Raw genomic sequence first — 18,563 nt, forward strand, 5'->3', positions numbered from 1 at the left:
AAACGTGTAATGCTTAAATTAAGCGGAGAAGCTATGGCTAATAAAAACGGATTTGGAATAGATCCTGAAGTTGTGTCAAGATTAGCAAGAGAAATAAAAGAGGTTTGTGAAAAGAATATACAAGTATGTATAGTTGTAGGTGGCGGAAATATTTGGAGAGGTTTAAAAGGTAGTCAAGGTGGTATGGATCGTGTATCAGCTGATTACATGGGAATGCTTGCAACTGTAATAAATGCTGTGGCACTTCAAGATTCACTGGAAAAACTTGGAGTAACTACACGTGTACAGACATCAATCGAAATGATGCAAGTTGCAGAACCGTATATCAGACGTCGAGCTATAAGGCATCTTGAAAAATCACGAGTTGTTATTTTTGCCGGAGGAACAGGAAATCCTTATTTTACTACAGATACTACAGCAGCGCTCAGATCCGCTGAGGTGGAAGTAGATGTAATGTTAATGGCAAAAAAACAAGTAAACGGTGTGTATGATTCGGATCCTAAAATAAACCCTGATGCTAAATTCTTTACGCATTTAACTTATGGAGAAGTTTTGCAAAAGGAATTAGCAGTTATGGATAATACCGCTATAGCTTTATGCATGAATAATAATATTCCGATAGTTGTATTCAATATAGATAAACCCGGTAACATTGTTAAAGCGTGTCTAGGTGAAAATTTAGGTACTATTATTGAAGGGAAGTAAATATGTATACAGAAAAAATAAATGAACTTAGAGAAAGAATGGATAAATCGATTCAAGCATTAAAAACTGAATTTTCTTCTATAAGAACAGGGCAAGCAAGTCCAAGCCTTTTAGATCGTATTTTTGTAGATTATTATGGTACACAAACTCCAATTTCTCAAGTTGGAAGCATAAGTGTTCCTGAAGCGCGTATGTTGGTCGTACAACCATGGGATAAAAGTGTTTTGAAAGAAATTGAAAAAGCTATTCTTCAATCCGACTTAGGATTGGTACCTATGAATGACGGTAATTTAATTAGAATGGCTATACCTCAACTTACAGAAGAACGTCGTAAAGATTTAGTTAAAATTGCGAATAAAAAAGCGGAAGAGGCTAAAGTTGCAATAAGAAATATTCGAAGAGACGGCAATACTTTTTTGAAGAAAGAAGAGAAAAAAGGCGATATATCTAAAGATATTATTTCTGAAGCGGAAGATGAAGTTCAAGATCTTACAGATATTAAAATTAAAGAAATTGATGCTGTAACTGAAAAGAAAATTAAAGAGATTATGTCTGTATGATAAATGATAACTTATATCCGGGTTTGTTTTGGGATAAATCAACAGAACATAAATTTAAGTTACAATATCCGTTTGCACAAATAATAAAAACTAAAGGTGATCATTATGCATTAGATGAAAATAATTTTTATTTAGTGCGTTTAGGAAAAAAATCTGTAATTATGCCACGAATGGTATATAGCAAAGAGGCCCATGAGGCCTTTCTGCATTTATATGGTGAGGAGTAAATTATGTATGACAAAAAAATAATACCTCAACATGTTGCGATTATATTGGATGGTAACGGCAGATGGGGGAAAAAGCATGGTAGAGAGCGTACATATGGGCATAAATTCGGTGCAGCAAATGTAAAAAAAATTGTTCGTTTTGCAGCTTCTTCGGGTATTAAAAAATTAACATTATATGCATTTTCTACAGAAAATTGGAAACGTCCTAAGTTGGAAGTTAAATTTTTAATGACACTTTTTAAGGAATATCTTATAGAGCAATTGCGTGAATTAACAGAAGATAATGTTCAGGTTCATGTTGTAGGAGATGTTTCAAAACTGTCAAAGTCATTACAAGAAGAAATTAAATCTTGTGAAAATGATACTAAAAACAATGATGGATTAATTTTGAATATTGCTATAAATTATGGAGGACGGCAAGAACTTATACATGCTTTTAGAAAAATTGCATCTGATGTAAAAGCGGGTATTTTGAATCCTAGTGAAATCGATGAAGAGAATATAAAAGATGCATTATATGCATCAGATGCGGATGATGTCGATTTGCTTATACGTACCGGTGGAGAACAACGGATATCGAATTTTCTTTTATGGCAAATTTCTTATAGTGAATTGTATTTTACTTCTGTTTTATGGCCTGATTTTGATGAAAGAGAACTTGAAAATGCAATTAAATGGTTTGTTAATAGAAACAGAAGATTTGGCGGATTGATGGTGAATAAATGAAGACTCGTATTATTACTGCAATTATCGGTATTATACTTGTATTAGGATTAATAATTTTAGGAAATTGGATATTAACTTTTGCAGTATTGGCAATTGCAGGAATAGCATTAACTGAATATGGATGTATGTTGGAACGTTTAGGGATAAAAATACGATTTAAAATCTCGTGTATTTTTTTAGCTTTAATTATTTTATCCGCCTATACCGGAATTTTGAAATTTTTTGTATCGGGATTATTCGGGTCGTTTTTAATTTTATGCTTTTCAATTCTTAAAATTTCAAAAAAATCAATTAACGATTTAATGTATACCGTTTTCGGTGTATTATATTTGGGTATAGGTTTCGGTTCTCTTCTCTTTTTGCGACAGAATAATGAATTTTTCGATATAGGGCTATCTAGTATAAATAATGGAGTTTTCACAATTTTATTTGCTTTAATCGGAACATGGGCAAGTGATTCTTTTGCTTATCTTGTTGGAAAACGATTTGGAAAGCACAAAATGGCACCTCATATAAGTCCAAATAAAACGTTAGAGGGTTTATTTGGTGGAATAGTAGGTACTATTGTACTTTGCAGTATTTTTTCGATATATTTCGGACTTGTATTGTGGAAAGGTGTGCTTTGCGGAGCAATAGTATCTGTAGTTGCACCGATAGGTGATTTATTTGAATCTTATTTGAAACGTGCATGTGATGTTAAGGATTCCGGTAAGCTACTTCCCGGACATGGAGGTATGTTGGATCGTTTTGACAGTATTTTATTTGTATCACCTGCGATGTTGATAGTTTTATATTTAATACAATAGGATAGTGAAATTAGTGAAAAGAATAGCGATCTTAGGAAGTACGGGATCAATAGGCAGACAAACTTTAGAAGTTGTAAGAATGTATCCCGATGATTTTTCTGTGGAAGCAATATCTGCAAACAGAAATGTTGAATTACTTTTAAAACAAGCAAAAGAATTTAATCCGTCTATTATAGCTATAACCGATGAATTTGCAGGAAATAAATTTTTGACCATGTATGAAGGTAATGCTGAAGTTATCATAGGCAAAGATTCAATTTCTGAAATAGTGAAAGCAAGCAGTATTGATTTGGTTTTAATTTCTGTAGTTGGAATTTCAGGATTAAAACCCACGTTGAATGCCATTAATAGTGGTAAAGAAATAGCTTTAGCAAATAAAGAAACTTTGGTTGCAGGCGGTAGCATTGTTATGAATGCTGCAAAAAATAAAAAAATTGTTATTAAACCGGTAGATAGTGAGCATAGTGCTATTTTTCAATGTTTAATGGGACAAGATAAAAGCAGTATTCATAAAATATTACTTACAGCTTCCGGAGGACCTTTTAGAGGTAAAACAAAAGAGGAATTAAAATTTGTAACTGTAAATGATGCTTTGAAACATCCTACATGGAATATGGGGTTAAAGGTTACTTTAGATTCAGCAACAATGTTTAACAAAGGTTTGGAGTTAATAGAAGCTCATTGGCTTTTTAACGTGGACTATGAAAATATAGATATATTGATTCAACCTCAAAGCTTAATACATTCAATGGTAGAATTTAATGATGGTTCTGTTATTGCACAAATCGGCAATCCTGACATGAGAATTCCTATTCAATTTGCATTAACATATCCGGATAGAAAAAATTCACCTTCAAGACAATATGTTGATTGGACAAAATATGGAAATATAATTCTTGAAAAACCGGATGTTGAATTGTTTAAATCATTAAAAATGGCTTATTATGCCGGAAAATCCGGTGGAAATATGACAACTGCATATAATGCTGCCAATGAAGAAGCTATAAAAGCATTTATTGACGGAAAGATTAACTTTTTACAAATATTTGATGTTGTTGAATCTGTTTTAAATAAATGGGATACAAAAATAATGAATTCTTTTGAAGATGTTTTAATTTCTGATAAGAATGCCAGGATAAATACCAAAAAGGAAATAAGCAAGATAAATTTATAGATAACAATATTATGATAATGTTATCTATATATAAAGCTTTATTAATTTATTTTGCTTATATTATTTTAGGAATAATTGTTAATTTATTTATAATAAAACAATATGGTGAAAAATATATGAAAATTACAAGACAGGTAAGGGTCGGAAAAGTACTTGTAGGAGGAGGAGCTCCTATCGCAATTCAGTCTATGAGTACATTTAATCCTGTTGATGTCTCATATGCTGCTGCACAAATTAATGCACTTGGGGAAGCCGGTGCAGATATAGTTAGAATGGCAGTGCCGAACAAACAAGCTGCAGAAGCATTAGCCGATTTAAAAAAAGTAACAAAAGTTCCTCTGGTTGCAGATATACATTTTGATTACAGATTGGCACTTACCGCTATGGAATCAGGGATAGATGCATTGCGTATAAATCCCGGGAATATAGGTAAACGTGAGAATGTAATAAAAGTGGTAAGTATGGCGAAGGAAAAGCAAATACCTATACGTATAGGTATAAATGCAGGATCATTGCCTATGCATATTTTAAAGGAACATGGTGGACATCCTACAGCGGAAGGTATGGTAGCCGGTGCATTAGAACATGTTAAAATTTTAGAAGAAGAAAATTTCTTTGATATAGTTATCTCTGTAAAAGCTACTGATGTGCCTATGATGGTTAAGGCTAATAGAATGCTTTCCGAAAAAACTATATATCCACTGCATTTAGGTGTAACAGAAGCGGGTACTTTGTATAGAGGTACTATAAAATCTGCTATAGGTATAGGAACATTACTTTTAGACGGAATTGGTGATACAATTAGAGTATCATTAACTGATGATCCTCTGAAAGAAGTTAAAGCTGCAAAAGAAATTTTAAGTTCTATAGGTAAACAATTATATGGGCCGGTTATGATTTCCTGCCCTACTTGTGGAAGAACACAGGTAAATTTAATTAAAATGGCGCAAATAGTTGAGGAAAAATTGCAGCAATTTAAAAAACCTATAAAAGTAGCCGTTATGGGTTGTCCTGTTAATGGCCCGGGAGAAGCACGTGAAGCCGATTTCGGTATAGCAGGAGGAAAAGGGTGTGGATTACTTTTTAAAAAAGGAAAAGTTATAAGAAGTGTACCTGAAGCGCAATTGATAGATGCATTAATGGAAGAAATTGAAAAATTTGAAAAAGAAGGAGATATATAAATGAAAGCATCAAAATTATATGCACCAACATTAAGAGAAATACCGTCTGAAGCTGTAGTAATAAGTCATAAATATATGTTGAAAGCCGGTATGATTCGTAAAATTTCAAGCGGGTTTTATTCATATTTGCCATTAGCATGGAGAAGTATAAAGAAGATTGAAAATATTATTCATGAAGAAATGGCTAAAATAGAATCACAAGAAATATTGATGTCGATAGCACAACCTGCTGAAATATGGCAGCAAACAGGACGTTGGGATGTATATGGGGAAGAAATGTTTAGACTCAAAGATCGCCACGAAAGAGATTATTGCCTTGCTCCTACACATGAAGAATTAGTAACTACCTTGGTTCATATGGATACTTTTTCTTATAAACAATTGCCTGTAAGTTTATATCAGATTCAAAATAAATATCGTGATGAAAAAAGACCTCGTTTCGGACTTATGAGAAGTCGTGAATTTATTATGAAAGATGCATATACTTTTGATGTTGATGAAGAAGGTTTAGATAAACAATATCATGATATGTATGATGCATATACAAATATATTTACAAAATGCGGTTTGAATTTCCGTACGGTAATTGCAGATTCAGGTGCAATAGGTGGAAGTTCATCTCATGAATTTGAAGTTCTTGCAGAAGCTGGAGAAGCAGATATTGTTTACGAAGTTGACGGTGAATTTGCAGCAAATGTAGAAGCCGTAATACCTGATACTATATCTTGTAATTTAAAAAACGATTTGGAAAAGGAAATAGTTGCAACTCCAGGTCAAGAAACAATAGAAGATGTATGTAAATTTTTAGGACTTCCTGTTACACAATCAATAAAGGCCGTTATTTATAAATTAGATGATAAAATTGTGCTTGCATTAGTACGCGGTGATCACGAAGTAAATGAAGTTAGATTACAAAACATTTATAATGCCATAAATGTAAGTATGGCAACAGAAAAGGATTTGAAAAAAGTAGGACTGGTTGCCGGATACATAAGTCCGATAGGATTAAAGAAAAACAAAGATTTTGATATTATAGTAGATAAGACTGTTATGGAAATGAAAGATGCATGTTGCGGTGCAAATATTAAAGACAAACATTATATACATGTAAATCCGAAACGTGATTTTGATTCAGTTCGTATAGAAACTATAAGATTAATTGATAAAAATGATGTGTCTCCATGGACGGGAAAAGAAATTGAATTTAAAAAAGGAATTGAAGTTGGTCAAGTATTTAAATTGGGAACTAAATACAGTGAAAGTTTAAATTGCACATATTTAGATAAAAACGGAAAATCCAAACCAATGGTAATGGGATGTTATGGTATAGGTGTAACAAGAACAATGGCAGCTTCAATTGAACAAAATCATGATAAAGACGGTATTATTTGGGCGGTATCAATAGCGCCATATGAAGTTGTTATAATTCCTGCAAATAACAAAAATTCCGAAGTAATGAAAGTCGCAGAAGAATTATATAGAAATATGTCAAAAGAAAATAATGAAATTGTATTTGATGATAGAAATGAAAGAGCAGGAATAAAATTTAAAGATGCTGATTTAATCGGATATCCGATTCGCGTAACAATTGGTAAGAAATGGGAAGAAAACGGAAAAGTGGAAATAAAAATACGTAGAACCGGAGAAGTAATTGAAATTGATTACAAAGATTGCAAAGCAAAGGTTGAATCTATACTTGACGATTTACGTAGTAAAAATTTGTAAAATGATAAATTTAATAAAAACAGTTATTGCATTAAGATTATTATTAAATTAATTTATACCGGAGAAAAATTTATGGATGATTATATTAAAGGAATAGTAAAGGTGGTAATATTTTCGTCAAATGATGAAACATTTTCGGTATTTAAAATTGAAAATGATATTAATAATGATGTAATAACCGTTGCCGGAAAAACAGGTAAACCTTATATTGGTGAACATGTTAAAATCAGAGGATGCTGGAATCGGCATCCTCGTTTTGGTATGCAATTTAAAGCAGAAAGTTTGGAGAGGATAAAGCCTGAAAAAAGTGAAGAAATTTATAATTTTTTATCTTCAGGGCTAATTAAGGGGATTGGTCCTACCGTTGCACGACGAATTGTTAATCATTTCGGTAAAAAAACTCTGAAAATATTTAATGACAATATAGATATGTTATTGACAATACACGGCATAGGAAATAAAACTTTAGAAAAAATTCGTAATTCATATGAAGAGGTAAAAAGTTTGCAAGAAATTATTATTTACCTTCAATCTATAGGTATATCACATAAAATTGCCACACAAATGCATAAGGTTTACGGGGATAATGTTATAGAAGTCATAGAACACGATCCTTATCGTATGATACATGAGATTACAGGATTAAGTTTTGAAAAAATAGATAAAATAGCTTTAGAAAAAGGTTTTGATAAAAACGGGGAAGAACGTATAATCAACGGACTATTTGAAATTTTATTCAGGGCTGGCATACAAGGACATACTTGTTTACCTGAATCTGTTGCGTATAGCGAAACTTCTTGTTTATTGGGCGTAGATGTAAATACGGTAAAAAACAAGATTGAAAGTTCTATAGAATCCGGAGAAATACCATCAATTACATTTAATGGAGAAAAATATTTATATAATATAAGACTTTATGAATCTGAAACTGAAACTGTTCATCATGTAAAAGAACTTTTAAAATTACCTAAATTAAATAACTTGACTTTATCTATAGAACAATTTGAAAAAGAAAATAAAATTAATTTAGATTTATTGCAAAAACAAGCAATTAAAGAATTATCAAATTCCGGATTTTTAATAGTAACCGGTGGACCTGGAACCGGTAAAACCACATTGATTCGTGCATTTATAAAAGCGGCGGAACAAGAAGGACTTAGAATTAAACTTATGGCGCCTACAGGAAGAGCAGCCAAACGAATGTCTATTTTGAGTGGTAAAAATGCTGAAACTATACATAAAGCACTGGAAGCTGAACTTAGAGATAATAATAGAATTTTTTTTAATAAAAATGAAATGAATACTTTGAATTCAGATTTAGTTATTATCGATGAAGCCTCAATGGTGAATATATCAATGTTTTATCATTTATTATGTGCACTAAAACCGTCATGTAGATTAATTCTTGTTGGAGATGTGGAACAATTACCGCCGGTAGGACCGGGAATGCCTTTAAAAGATTTAATTATGTGGGGTAAAGTTCCAGTTATTAAATTGGAACATGTTTTCAGACAAAAAGAAGGCAGCGGAATCATAAAAAATGCTAATTTAATTAAAAAGGGGAAACTGTGTATTGATAATAAAGATGAAGATTTTGAAATTGTTTTTGTAAATAACGAAAATGAAGCATTTAATAAAATAAGTGAATATTGTAAAAAACTTAATTATATAAATTCAGATAATTTGTTAACAATGCAAGTTTTATCTCCGGTATATAAAGGAATTTGTGGAGTTGATTCATTAAATAAATTAATCAGACAATCAATTGTAGAAACTTTTAATTCCGATAAAAAAATTTTTAAAGTTGGAGATAAAGTTATGCAAAGTAAAAATAATTATGAAAAAGATGTATATAATGGTGATATAGGTACAGTTTGGGCAATAAGTGAAAATAAAATATTTGTTAAATTTTTTGAAAAAGAAATTGTTTATGATTCAGATGAAATTAGTCAACTTAAACTTGCTTATGCTATAACTGTTCATAAAAGTCAAGGTAGCGAATATAATACGGTAATTATGATATTATTACCGTCACAATACAATATGCTACAAAGAAATTTATTGTATACCGGTATTACAAGAGCTACAAATAAAACTATTTTAATAACAACAAAATTTGCAATGAAAAAAGCAATTGAAACATATAAATCAAATATAAGATATAGTTTGTTTTTACCATTATGCAAAGGAGATGTAGAATTATGAATTTTTTAAGTTCATTAATTTCTTTGTTGTTTCCTTTCACATGTCCAGAGTGTGGTAAAGCATTAAAAGAAGGGGATTTTTGGTGTGATATTTGCTTAAGGAAAAATTTAAACATTCATTTAATTAATAGTTCTTTTAATGAATATCTTGATGGCTGTTATACGTTGTCGAATTATGATAAAGGTATACGAAGAGCTTTGATACAACTGAAATATAATAACCAAAAAAGCAGAAAAAAATCTATTGAATATATGGTAGAGTCATTCAATTATTGGGATAGATTAAAAAAATATAAATTAGTCGTTCCTATTCCTCTTTCAAAACAAAGATTAGAAGAAAGGGGTTATAATCAAGTGGATTTAATTTTTAAAGATGTTTTTAAACGCAAAAATTTTTTCTATCAGTCAAATTTATTGATAAAAAAAAGAAATACAAAAGTTCAATCAAAACTACGCAAGAAAGATAGAAAAGAAAACATGAAAAATGTATTTATAGTAAATAAAAGATTTAATATAAAGGATAAAAATATTTTGTTGTTGGATGATATATATACCAGTGGAGCAACAATGATGTATGCAGCAAAAGCATTAAAAAAAGCTGGTGCAAAATCGGTTATGGGCTTTGTTGTATCAAGCGGAGCTATATAAAAATGTTAATTTTGAGATGTTTAATAAAAACTTGTTTTAATTCTATTTAACATTAACCGTTTTGACTATAAGAATAGCTTTTGATAAAATAAAACAGATATATTATCAACAAAAATATAAGATTGATTCAACGAGGAGAATTCGATGTTTGATAAATTTTTTGACAGATTATTTAATGGATCAAATGAAAAAGAAATAAAAAAAATTCGTAAAATTGTAGAGAGAGAAATAAACCCATTGGAAGAGTCATTAATGAAATTAAGTGATTCTTCTTTGTCGTCGAAAACGGTTGAGTTTAAAAACAGATTACAAAAAGGCGAAACTTTGGATGATATTTTACCGGAAGCTTTTGCCGTTGTAAGAGAAGCTTCAAGACGTGTTTTAGGTATGCGTCATTTTGACACTCAGCTTATCGGCGGTATAGTTTTACATCGTGGAAATATTGCTGAAATGAGTACAGGTGAAGGAAAAACTTTAGTAGCGACTGCACCTGTATATCTTAATGCACTTGCAGGTAAAGGTGTTCATGTAATTACTGTAAACGATTACCTAGCTAAACGTGACAGTGAATGGATGGGTCAGGTTTATAAGTTTTTAGGATTATCAGTCGGACTTATTATTCATGATTTGGATTTTAATCAACGTAAGATTGCTTATAATTCCGATATTACATATGGAACAAATAATGAATTTGGTTTTGATTATTTAAGAGATAATATGGTTGTCAGTTTGAATCAAATGGTTCAGAGACCTTTGCATTTTTGTTTAATAGATGAAGTAGACAGTATTTTAATAGATGAAGCTCGTACTCCGCTTATTATTTCAGGACCGGGACAAAAATCAACGGATAATTATTATGTTTTAGCTAAATTGGTACCGAAACTTAAAGCTGAAGAAGATTATACAATTGATGAAAAACAAAAAACTGTTGCACCTACAGAAAAAGGTGTTGCAAAAATGGAAAAATTATTAAATGTTGAAAATTTGTATGATCCTGAAAATATTGAATTGAATCATTTGTTTGTACAAGCATTACGTGCACAAACTATGATGATTAAAGATCGTGATTATGTAGTTAAAGATAATGAAGTTATAATAGTCGATGAATTTACAGGTCGTCTTATGTATGGAAGACGTTATTCTGACGGATTACATCAAGCTATAGAAGCAAAAGAAGGTTTACAGGTTGCAAGAGAGAGTCAAACTTTGGCAACAATAACATTCCAAAATTACTTTAGAATGTATAGTAAATTGGCGGGTATGACCGGTACTGCAAAAACAGAAGAACAAGAATTTATAAAAATTTACGGTTTACCGGTTCTCCAAATACCTACAAATAAACCGATTCAAAGAAAAGATTTGCCGGATGTTGTTTATAAAACTCAAAAAGGTAAATATAAAGCTGTTGTAAGAGAAATACAAAGAAGACATGCAACAGGTCAACCAATGCTTATAGGTACTACATCAATAGAACAGTCCGAACAATTAAGTCATATGTTGAAAAATGCCGGAGTTGTTCATAATGTTTTGAATGCAAAATATCATGAAAAAGAAGCAATGATTGTAGCTCAAGCCGGTCAAAAAGGACAAGTAACTATTGCAACAAATATGGCAGGTAGAGGTACAGATATTACATTGGGAGAAGGCGTACCTGAATTAGGTGGATTGGCTATAATAGGTACGGAAAGACATGAGAGCAGACGTATAGATAATCAGTTGCGTGGTCGTGCCGGACGTCAAGGTGATCCCGGAAGCAGCCAATTTTTCTTGTCTTTGGAAGATGACTTAATGAGAATTTTTGGCGGAGATAACATAAAGAATTTTATGGACAAGATGGGATTGGAAGACGATGAAGAAATTAAAAGTAAAATGGTTTCCAATGCAATCAGAAAAGCACAAAAACGTGTAGAAAACCGTAATTTTGATATACGTAAATATGTATTGGAATATGATGATGTTATGAATCAACAACGTAAAGTAATTTATGAACAACGTCACAAGGTTCTTATAGGTGAAAATCTCAAAGAACAAATATTAGCAATGATTGATGGATTAATATCAGATGCTATGAATATTTACGTTGATCCTAAAGTTTATCCGGAAGAATGGGATTTTGAAGAATTAATAAAATATTGTGAAAAATACTTTTTAATTCCCGGAGAAATTACTGTTGAACAAGCAGAAAATTTATCACGTGAAGATGTAGAAAAAACGTTGATTGAATTTGCACATAAAACATATGAAAATAGAGAAAATTCTATAGGTGCTCCTTTGATGAGAGAACTTGAAAAAGCTGTAATGCTTAAGGTTATCGATTCAAAATGGATGGAACATCTTGACGATATGGATATGCTTAAAGAAGGTATCGGATTGCGTTCATATGGTCAGAGAAATCCAATTATCGAATATAAAGTGGAAGCTTTTGATATGTTTGAAGAAATGCAACATGCGATGGTTGAGATGATAATAATGTATCTCTATCATATTCAAGTTCGTGTGGAAAATGATCAAAATAACATAACTAATGTGCCTAAAACGGAAGATCATTTAAAAGATGCCACAGAACATTATGTTGATGAAAATTAATAAAAATAAAAACTCGAAAGAGAGATGATAAATATGTTGGAAGATTTGAAAAAAAACCTTACCGAACTTCTTAATCACGAAAAAGAAATCAGGGATTCACTTTGACTTGCCTAGATTAAAAGAGACAATTAGAAGTTATGATATTCAGATGAGTGACCCGTCTTTTTGGGATGATTCCGAAAAAGCCAGAGCAATATCGCAAAAAGCCACGCAAGCAAAGGATGCATATGAAACGTATACAAAACTGTTTGAACGAGCAGAATCCTTACAAGAGTTATTAGACATGGCGATTGAAGAAGATGATCAAGGCATGGAAGGTGATTTAAAACAAGAGATTGAAGAGCTTTCAGCTATTTTAAATAAAAAAGAAATAGAACTTCTTTTAAATGAAGAATATGATACGAATAATGCCATTATTACCTTTCATGCAGGTGCCGGAGGAACTGAAGCTCAAGATTGGACAGAAATGCTTATACGTATGTATATAAAATGGGCAGAATCTGAAGGGTACGGAATTGAAGAACTTAATATGCTTCCCGGTGATGAAGCAGGTATTAAAAGCGCAGAATATATTATAAAAGGTGAATTTGCATACGGTCTTTTGAAATCTGAAAAAGGAGTTCATAGATTGGTAAGAATTTCTCCTTTTGATGCCGCTAAGCGTCGTCATACTTCGTTTTCTGCGGTTGATGTAATGCCTGAAATCAGCGATGATATAGAAGTAGATTTGAATATGAACGATGTTCGTGTGGATTATTATAGAGCCAGCGGTGCCGGTGGACAGCACGTTAATAAAACAAGTTCCGCCGTTCGAATGACTCATTTACCTACAGGTATAGTAGCTGCATGTCAAAATGAACGCTCTCAAACTCAAAATAAAGAGCAATGTTTACGTATTTTAAGAGCCAAGTTGTTTGAATTGGAAATGAAAAAACATGAACAATTAAAAAAGAATATACAAGGAGAGCAACAAGCTATTGAATGGGGAAGTCAAATTCGTTCATATGTATTTCAACCATATACTCTTGTCAAGGATAATAGGACCGGAGTGGAAACAGGAAATGTACAGGCAGTGATGGACGGCGATTTGAATCCATTTATAGAGGGATTTTTAAAGAGTAAAATTAATAAATAATTCATAAAGGTGAAAGAATAATGAATTTTGTAGAAAAATCTGCATTTAAAATTTTAAGTTTTTTTGTGATAATAGGAATTTTGGCTGCAGCTTTAATATCATTTCAACGATATACCGTTGAAAATAATGCAAAAACTGTCGAGATGGTTTATGACTATAAAAATATTATTGAACGAGCATCAGTAGAAAATACATCTACTGATGATTTGTTTAGATTATATAAAAATAGCGGAATCACATCATTGGCAGTTTATGAAGAAACAGTAGAAAATTTACAAAACAACGGTAAAATTTTTGTTTATAAAGGGAGTCAATTAATAAATCCAGATAATGATAATATAATTGAATCCGATCATATTTATCTTCAACAAGGTACTTCTGAAGATAGCCTAAGTGTATTTGATGATTTAAAAAAATCGCTTAAACTCAGAATACCTTCTGAAAATATTAAAATTATAAATTTGAATAATAAAATAACAATTGATGTAAAGGCAAATTACAGTCAATTCATTCATTTGCCGTTAGGAATATTTAAAACAGATTTGGATTCGGTAAAAAAAGCCGGATTTATGGCTGTAATACGTCCTCTTAATGTTCCTCATATGAGTAAAGAAATAGCGGAACAACTTATTGAAACTATTGATTATTCTCAAAATATCAGTGCTGTATTGTTTCAAGGAAAGCAAGCATTTGGATATAAAGATCAATTATCTTATTTTACAAATGAATTGAAGAAAAGAAATATTCCGGTTGCTTTAATAGAGGCTCAAAATCAATTGGGATTTGAACGTCAAGACGGAATACTTAATATGGCTAAAGATACGAATTATAATATTATTCGTGTTTATGCAATGCCGAAGGATGAACTTATAAAAATTACACCTGATGAAGCGGAATCAAGATTTTATATCAGTGATATAGAACGAAATATAAGAATGAATTTGTTTCCGTCTTATAAGTTTCCAAATAAAGAAAAAACTTTATCCGAGACCAATGCATATTATATCAGCGGAGTAAGAGATAGACTTTTAGAACATGGATTCAATATAGGTAAAGCATCTGTTTTTGATTTTTATTTTCCAAATATTGTTTTGCGTAGTATAGCACTTTTAGGGGCTATTTCATTATGTGTTATTACATCTATTTTTGTATTACCTAAAATTCGTAAATTTTGGTTTATTCTTGAATTACTTATTTTTATAATATTCGAAGCAATGTATGTTATAAAAGGTAGTGTAATTCCCTTGCAAATTGCTGCATTAGGCTCAGCTTGTTCGGTGCCTGTAGTAATAGTAACTTTGTTTATTCAATATTGCTTAAATATAAAAGAAAAAAAAGAAAAAAATTGGTTTAAATTATTTACTGAAAGTTTGATTATACTTTGGATATCAGGGATATTATCTCTTTTGGGTGCTTTATTTGTAAGCGGATTATTAGGTGATGTTCGTTTTTTGGTAGAAATGCAAATATTCAGAGGTGTAAAATTAACATTTATTTTACCAATCATATTAATTTCAATAATTTATATACAAAAATTTCCGTTTTTCGGTAAAACAATTACGAATACGGATGAATTTACAGAATTTTTGAAAAAATTCTGTAATGTACCTATAAAACTAGGAATATTAGGAGTTTTAATGCTACTTGCACTTGCAGCATATATGTTTATAGGTAGAAGCGGAAATAACGGTGCACCTGTATCTAATATAGAAATTCAATTTAGAAGATTGTTGGAAAATTTATTATATGCAAGGCCTCGACAAAAAGAGTTTATGTTTGGACATCCTGCAGTGTTATTGGCATTAGCAGCTGTTTATAGAAGATGGCCTCAAGTTTTACATTACTTGTTCATAGTTGCAGTTACTATAGGACAGGGTTCTATAGTTGAAACATTTGCACATATGAGAAGTCCCTATATATTAAGCCTTATACGTGGATTGAATGGATTATTATTCGGGTCTTTGTCTATTTTTATTATTTCAATTTTATTAATTTTTTTAATTCAAATTACAAAATTTTTCGGAGAAAAATATGCAAATAAGTAATATTGTTATTTCCGGTTATTACGGGTTTAATAATGCCGGGGACGAAGCTATGCTTTTTTCAATACTTCGTTCTTTAAAAAAAGAATATCCTGAAGCCGGAATTACCGTTATATCCGGAAATCCGAAAAATACAACTGATTCTTTTAATGTTAAATCAATTTTCAGATTTAAAATGGTAAGCATTTTTAAAGAATTAATGAAATCACAATTATTAATAAGTGGAGGCGGAAGTTTACTTCAAGATGTAACAAGTTCAAAGAGTATACTGTATTATCTTTCAATTATTTTGATTGGAATTTTATGTAAGTGTAAAGTTTTTTTATATGCTCAAGGAATAGGTCCTGTAAAGAATAGATTTACTAAATTTTTTTTGAAATGGTGTTTATTACATGTAGACGGTATTACTGTGCGTGATCCGGAATCGTATAAATTTTTAAAAAATTTAGGAATTAAAAAGAAATTGTTTCTTACTGCGGATGCCGTGTTATCTCTTGAACCTGTACTTTTAGATAAGGGGAGCGCTATTTTATCTGCTAAAAAAGTTGATTTAAAAGCAAAAAAAATCGGTATATGTGTGAGAAATTGGAATAACTCGGATAATTGGATAAAACAATTCAATATTTTATTAAAAAAACTAAAAGATTATCAAATTATATTCATACCTATGCAATATCCTGAAGATTTTAATATAGGGCATAAAATAGATAATCTTGATTGCAAAAATATTTTTCATTTAGATAGAAATTATACGTCTGAAGAATTAATGTCTATAATAGGTAATATGGATTTATTAATAGGTGTAAGGTTACATGCACTGATTTTTGCAACGATTATGAAAGTTCCTGTGATAGGGATTTCGTATGATCCTAAGATAGATAATTTTTTAAAATCAATTAAAGAAAATTCTATAATTAAACTTAGTAATTTTAATGCCGAAGAAATTTATAGTAAAATTATAAAAAAACTAAGAAACAAAAATGATTATAATATCGAAATCCTAAATTCTCTTAACCAAAAAGCAAATTTAACTGTTAAATTATTAAAACTTGTTACAAGTGAAAGGGGACTTCCTAATGAACACACTAACCTCTGAGGAAATTTTATATTTAGAGGAAAAAGCAAAAGAAATACGAATAAGCATTTTAAAAATGATAACTAAAGCAAAATCCGGACACACCGGAGGATCTCTTTCCATTGCAGATTTAGTAACACTTTTGTATTTCAAAGAGATGAATATTTTTCCAAATGACATACATAATAAATATCGTGACAGACTTGTATTATCTAAGGGACATGCAGCTCCGGCGGTATATGCCGCTTTGGCAGAAAAAGGTTTTTTTGACAAAGAAGAATTAAATCATTTAAGGCAGGTAAACTGCATGTTGCAAGGTCATCCTGATATGAAACATACACCGGGCATTGATATGACAACCGGATCGTTGGGACAAGGATTTAGTGCTGCATGCGGAATAGCATTATCAGGTAAAATTGACAATGGCTCATGGAAAGTATTTTCTATATTAGGTGACGGTGAGCTTGAAGAAGGACAAATTTGGGAAGCCGCAATGTATGCAAGCCATTATAAATTAGATAATTTAATTGGATTTGTAGATAATAACGGATTACAAATAGATGGAAAAATTACAGATGTAATGTCATCTTTGCCGATTAAAGAAAAATTTAAATCTTTCGGTTGGAATACAATTTGTGTTAATGGACATAGTTTTGTTGAATTGCATTCTGCTATTGTGGAAGCTAAAAAAAATAAGAATAAACCAACTATGATTATTATGAAAACTGTAAAAGGTAAAGGAATACAGGAAATTGAAGGATTGGCAAGTTGGCATGGAAAGGCTCCGTCAGAAGAACAATGTGAAAGATTTATTAAAATATTGGAGGGGAAATGATGGCAAAGGCTACTAGAGATGCATATGGTGAAATTTTAAAAGAATTAGGGCATCGAAATAAAGATATTATAGTTTTAGATGCTGATTTATCATCATCAACTAAGACAATAGTTTTTGCAAAAGAATTTCCTAATCGATTTTTTAATACCGGAATTGCTGAACAGAATATGATGGGTGTTGCTGCAGGATTGGCAACTACAGGAAAAATTCCCTTTGCATCTACATTTGCAGTTTTTGGAGCCGGGCGAGCTTATGAGCAAATTCGTAATTCTGTTTGTTATCCCAATTTAAATGTTAAAGTTGCAGTAACTCATTCAGGTCTTACTGTAGGTGAAGATGGTGCAACACATCAAATGCTTGAAGATATAGCATTAATGCGTGTACTTCCAAATATGTATGTAACTGTACCTGCAGATGCTTGTGAAACAAAGGCAATTGTATCTTGGGCAGTTGAACATAAAGGACCTGTTTATATAAGAATGGGACGCTCAAAAGTTGGTGAAGTTATGCCGTCAAACACAGTGTTTGTTCCTGGGAAAAGTACCGTTTTACATGAAGGTAAAGATATTACGGTTATAGCTTGCGGTATAATGGTTGAAAAAGCTGTTCAAGCTGCTGAAGTTCTTGAAAAAGAAAATATTTCGGTAAGGGTTATAAACATGAGTTCAATAAAACCTATTGATAAAGATGCTATTTTAAAAGCTGCAGTCGAAACCGGAGCAATATTGACTTGTGAAGAACATTCTGTCATCGGTGGATTGGGTAGTGCAGTTTCCGAAGTACTATCTCTTGAAAAACCCACTATAATGGATATGATAGGTATTAATGATACATTCGGTGAATCAGGTAAAGCAAATGATTTACTGGAAAAATATGGATTAACATCTTCAAATATAGTTGAAAAAATAAAATTGTTAATTCAAAAAAAATGAGG

General features: G+C 31.1%; 16 protein-coding genes. All 16 read left to right on the forward strand.

Going from position 1 to position 18,563, the window contains the following annotated elements; genetic code table 11:
* Positions 1 to 9 precede the first annotated feature (9 nt).
* The 16 genes from pyrH to P6922_RS02785 all read left to right on the forward strand — a co-directional run bounded on the left by pyrH (position 10) and on the right by P6922_RS02785 (position 18,561).
* Entirely contained in the window at positions 10 to 705 is a 696-nt protein-coding gene (gene pyrH / locus P6922_RS02710; protein WP_420864486.1) for a UMP kinase, read from the forward strand.
* A gap of 2 nt (positions 706 to 707) precedes the next feature.
* Positions 708 to 1,265, forward strand: coding sequence for a ribosome recycling factor (frr, locus tag P6922_RS02715; protein ID WP_007554513.1), 558 nt, complete (start codon positions 708 to 710; stop codon positions 1,263 to 1,265).
* Positions 1,262 to 1,492, forward strand: coding sequence for a hypothetical protein (locus P6922_RS02720; RefSeq protein WP_040013941.1), 231 nt, complete (start codon positions 1,262 to 1,264; stop codon positions 1,490 to 1,492). Before frr ends, P6922_RS02720 begins: the two co-directional genes overlap by 4 nt.
* A 3-nt stretch (positions 1,493 to 1,495) precedes the next feature.
* A complete protein-coding gene (uppS, locus tag P6922_RS02725) occupies positions 1,496 to 2,218 on the forward strand; it encodes an undecaprenyl pyrophosphate synthase (RefSeq protein ID WP_276874045.1) in 723 nt (240 codons plus the stop codon).
* Positions 2,215 to 3,024 carry a phosphatidate cytidylyltransferase gene (locus P6922_RS02730; RefSeq protein WP_276874048.1) on the forward strand — a complete coding sequence of 270 codons (810 nt, stop codon included), beginning with the start codon at positions 2,215 to 2,217 and terminating at the stop codon, positions 3,022 to 3,024. The genes uppS and P6922_RS02730 overlap by 4 nt, the downstream gene beginning before the upstream one ends.
* Positions 3,025 to 3,037: 13 nt before the next feature.
* A complete protein-coding gene (locus P6922_RS02735; RefSeq protein ID WP_276874051.1) occupies positions 3,038 to 4,198 on the forward strand; it encodes a 1-deoxy-D-xylulose-5-phosphate reductoisomerase in 1,161 nt (386 codons plus the stop codon).
* 116 nt (positions 4,199 to 4,314) lie between these two features.
* Complete coding sequence (gene ispG, locus P6922_RS02740; RefSeq protein ID WP_276874053.1) at positions 4,315 to 5,379, forward strand: flavodoxin-dependent (E)-4-hydroxy-3-methylbut-2-enyl-diphosphate synthase; 1,065 nt, start codon at positions 4,315 to 4,317, stop codon at positions 5,377 to 5,379.
* Positions 5,380 to 7,104, forward strand: coding sequence for a proline--tRNA ligase (locus tag P6922_RS02745; RefSeq protein WP_276874056.1), 1,725 nt, complete (start codon positions 5,380 to 5,382; stop codon positions 7,102 to 7,104).
* Positions 7,105 to 7,176: 72 nt separating this feature from the next.
* Positions 7,177 to 9,309, forward strand: coding sequence for an SF1B family DNA helicase RecD2 (gene recD2, locus P6922_RS02750; protein ID WP_276874058.1), 2,133 nt, complete (start codon positions 7,177 to 7,179; stop codon positions 9,307 to 9,309).
* Positions 9,306 to 9,956, forward strand: a complete 651-nt coding sequence (locus P6922_RS02755) for a ComF family protein (RefSeq protein ID WP_276874060.1) — start codon at positions 9,306 to 9,308, stop codon at positions 9,954 to 9,956. The genes recD2 and P6922_RS02755 overlap by 4 nt, the downstream gene beginning before the upstream one ends.
* 144 nt (positions 9,957 to 10,100) lie before the next feature.
* Entirely contained in the window at positions 10,101 to 12,542 is a 2,442-nt protein-coding gene (secA, locus tag P6922_RS02760) for a preprotein translocase subunit SecA (RefSeq protein ID WP_007554603.1), read from the forward strand.
* Positions 12,543 to 12,575: 33 nt separating this feature from the next.
* Positions 12,576 to 13,677, forward strand: a protein-coding gene (gene prfB / locus P6922_RS02765) for a peptide chain release factor 2 (protein ID WP_276324378.1) whose coding sequence is annotated in 2 segments (ribosomal slippage) — positions 12,576 to 12,644 and positions 12,646 to 13,677 — 1,101 coding nt in all. Because the reading frame shifts where the segments join, the coding sequence is not laid out codon by codon here.
* Between the two features lie 20 nt (positions 13,678 to 13,697).
* Positions 13,698 to 15,722: a DUF5693 family protein gene (locus tag P6922_RS02770; RefSeq protein ID WP_276874063.1), complete on the forward strand. Its 2,025-nt coding sequence runs from the start codon at positions 13,698 to 13,700 to the stop codon at positions 15,720 to 15,722.
* Positions 15,709 to 16,815 carry a polysaccharide pyruvyl transferase CsaB gene (csaB, locus tag P6922_RS02775; protein WP_276874066.1) on the forward strand — a complete coding sequence of 369 codons (1,107 nt, stop codon included), beginning with the start codon at positions 15,709 to 15,711 and terminating at the stop codon, positions 16,813 to 16,815. Before P6922_RS02770 ends, csaB begins: the two co-directional genes overlap by 14 nt.
* The gene (locus P6922_RS02780; RefSeq protein ID WP_276874069.1) at positions 16,796 to 17,629 is read left to right on the forward strand and encodes a transketolase; all 834 of its coding nucleotides are present in this window, start codon (positions 16,796 to 16,798) and stop codon (positions 17,627 to 17,629) included. Before csaB ends, P6922_RS02780 begins: the two co-directional genes overlap by 20 nt.
* Positions 17,629 to 18,561, forward strand: a complete 933-nt coding sequence (locus tag P6922_RS02785; protein WP_276874071.1) for a transketolase family protein — start codon at positions 17,629 to 17,631, stop codon at positions 18,559 to 18,561. Before P6922_RS02780 ends, P6922_RS02785 begins: the two co-directional genes overlap by 1 nt.
* Positions 18,562 to 18,563 lie beyond the last annotated feature (2 nt).

Source organism: Dialister micraerophilus (assembly GCF_947090205.1).
Taxonomy (GTDB): Bacteria; Bacillota; Negativicutes; order Veillonellales; family Dialisteraceae; genus Dialister; species Dialister micraerophilus.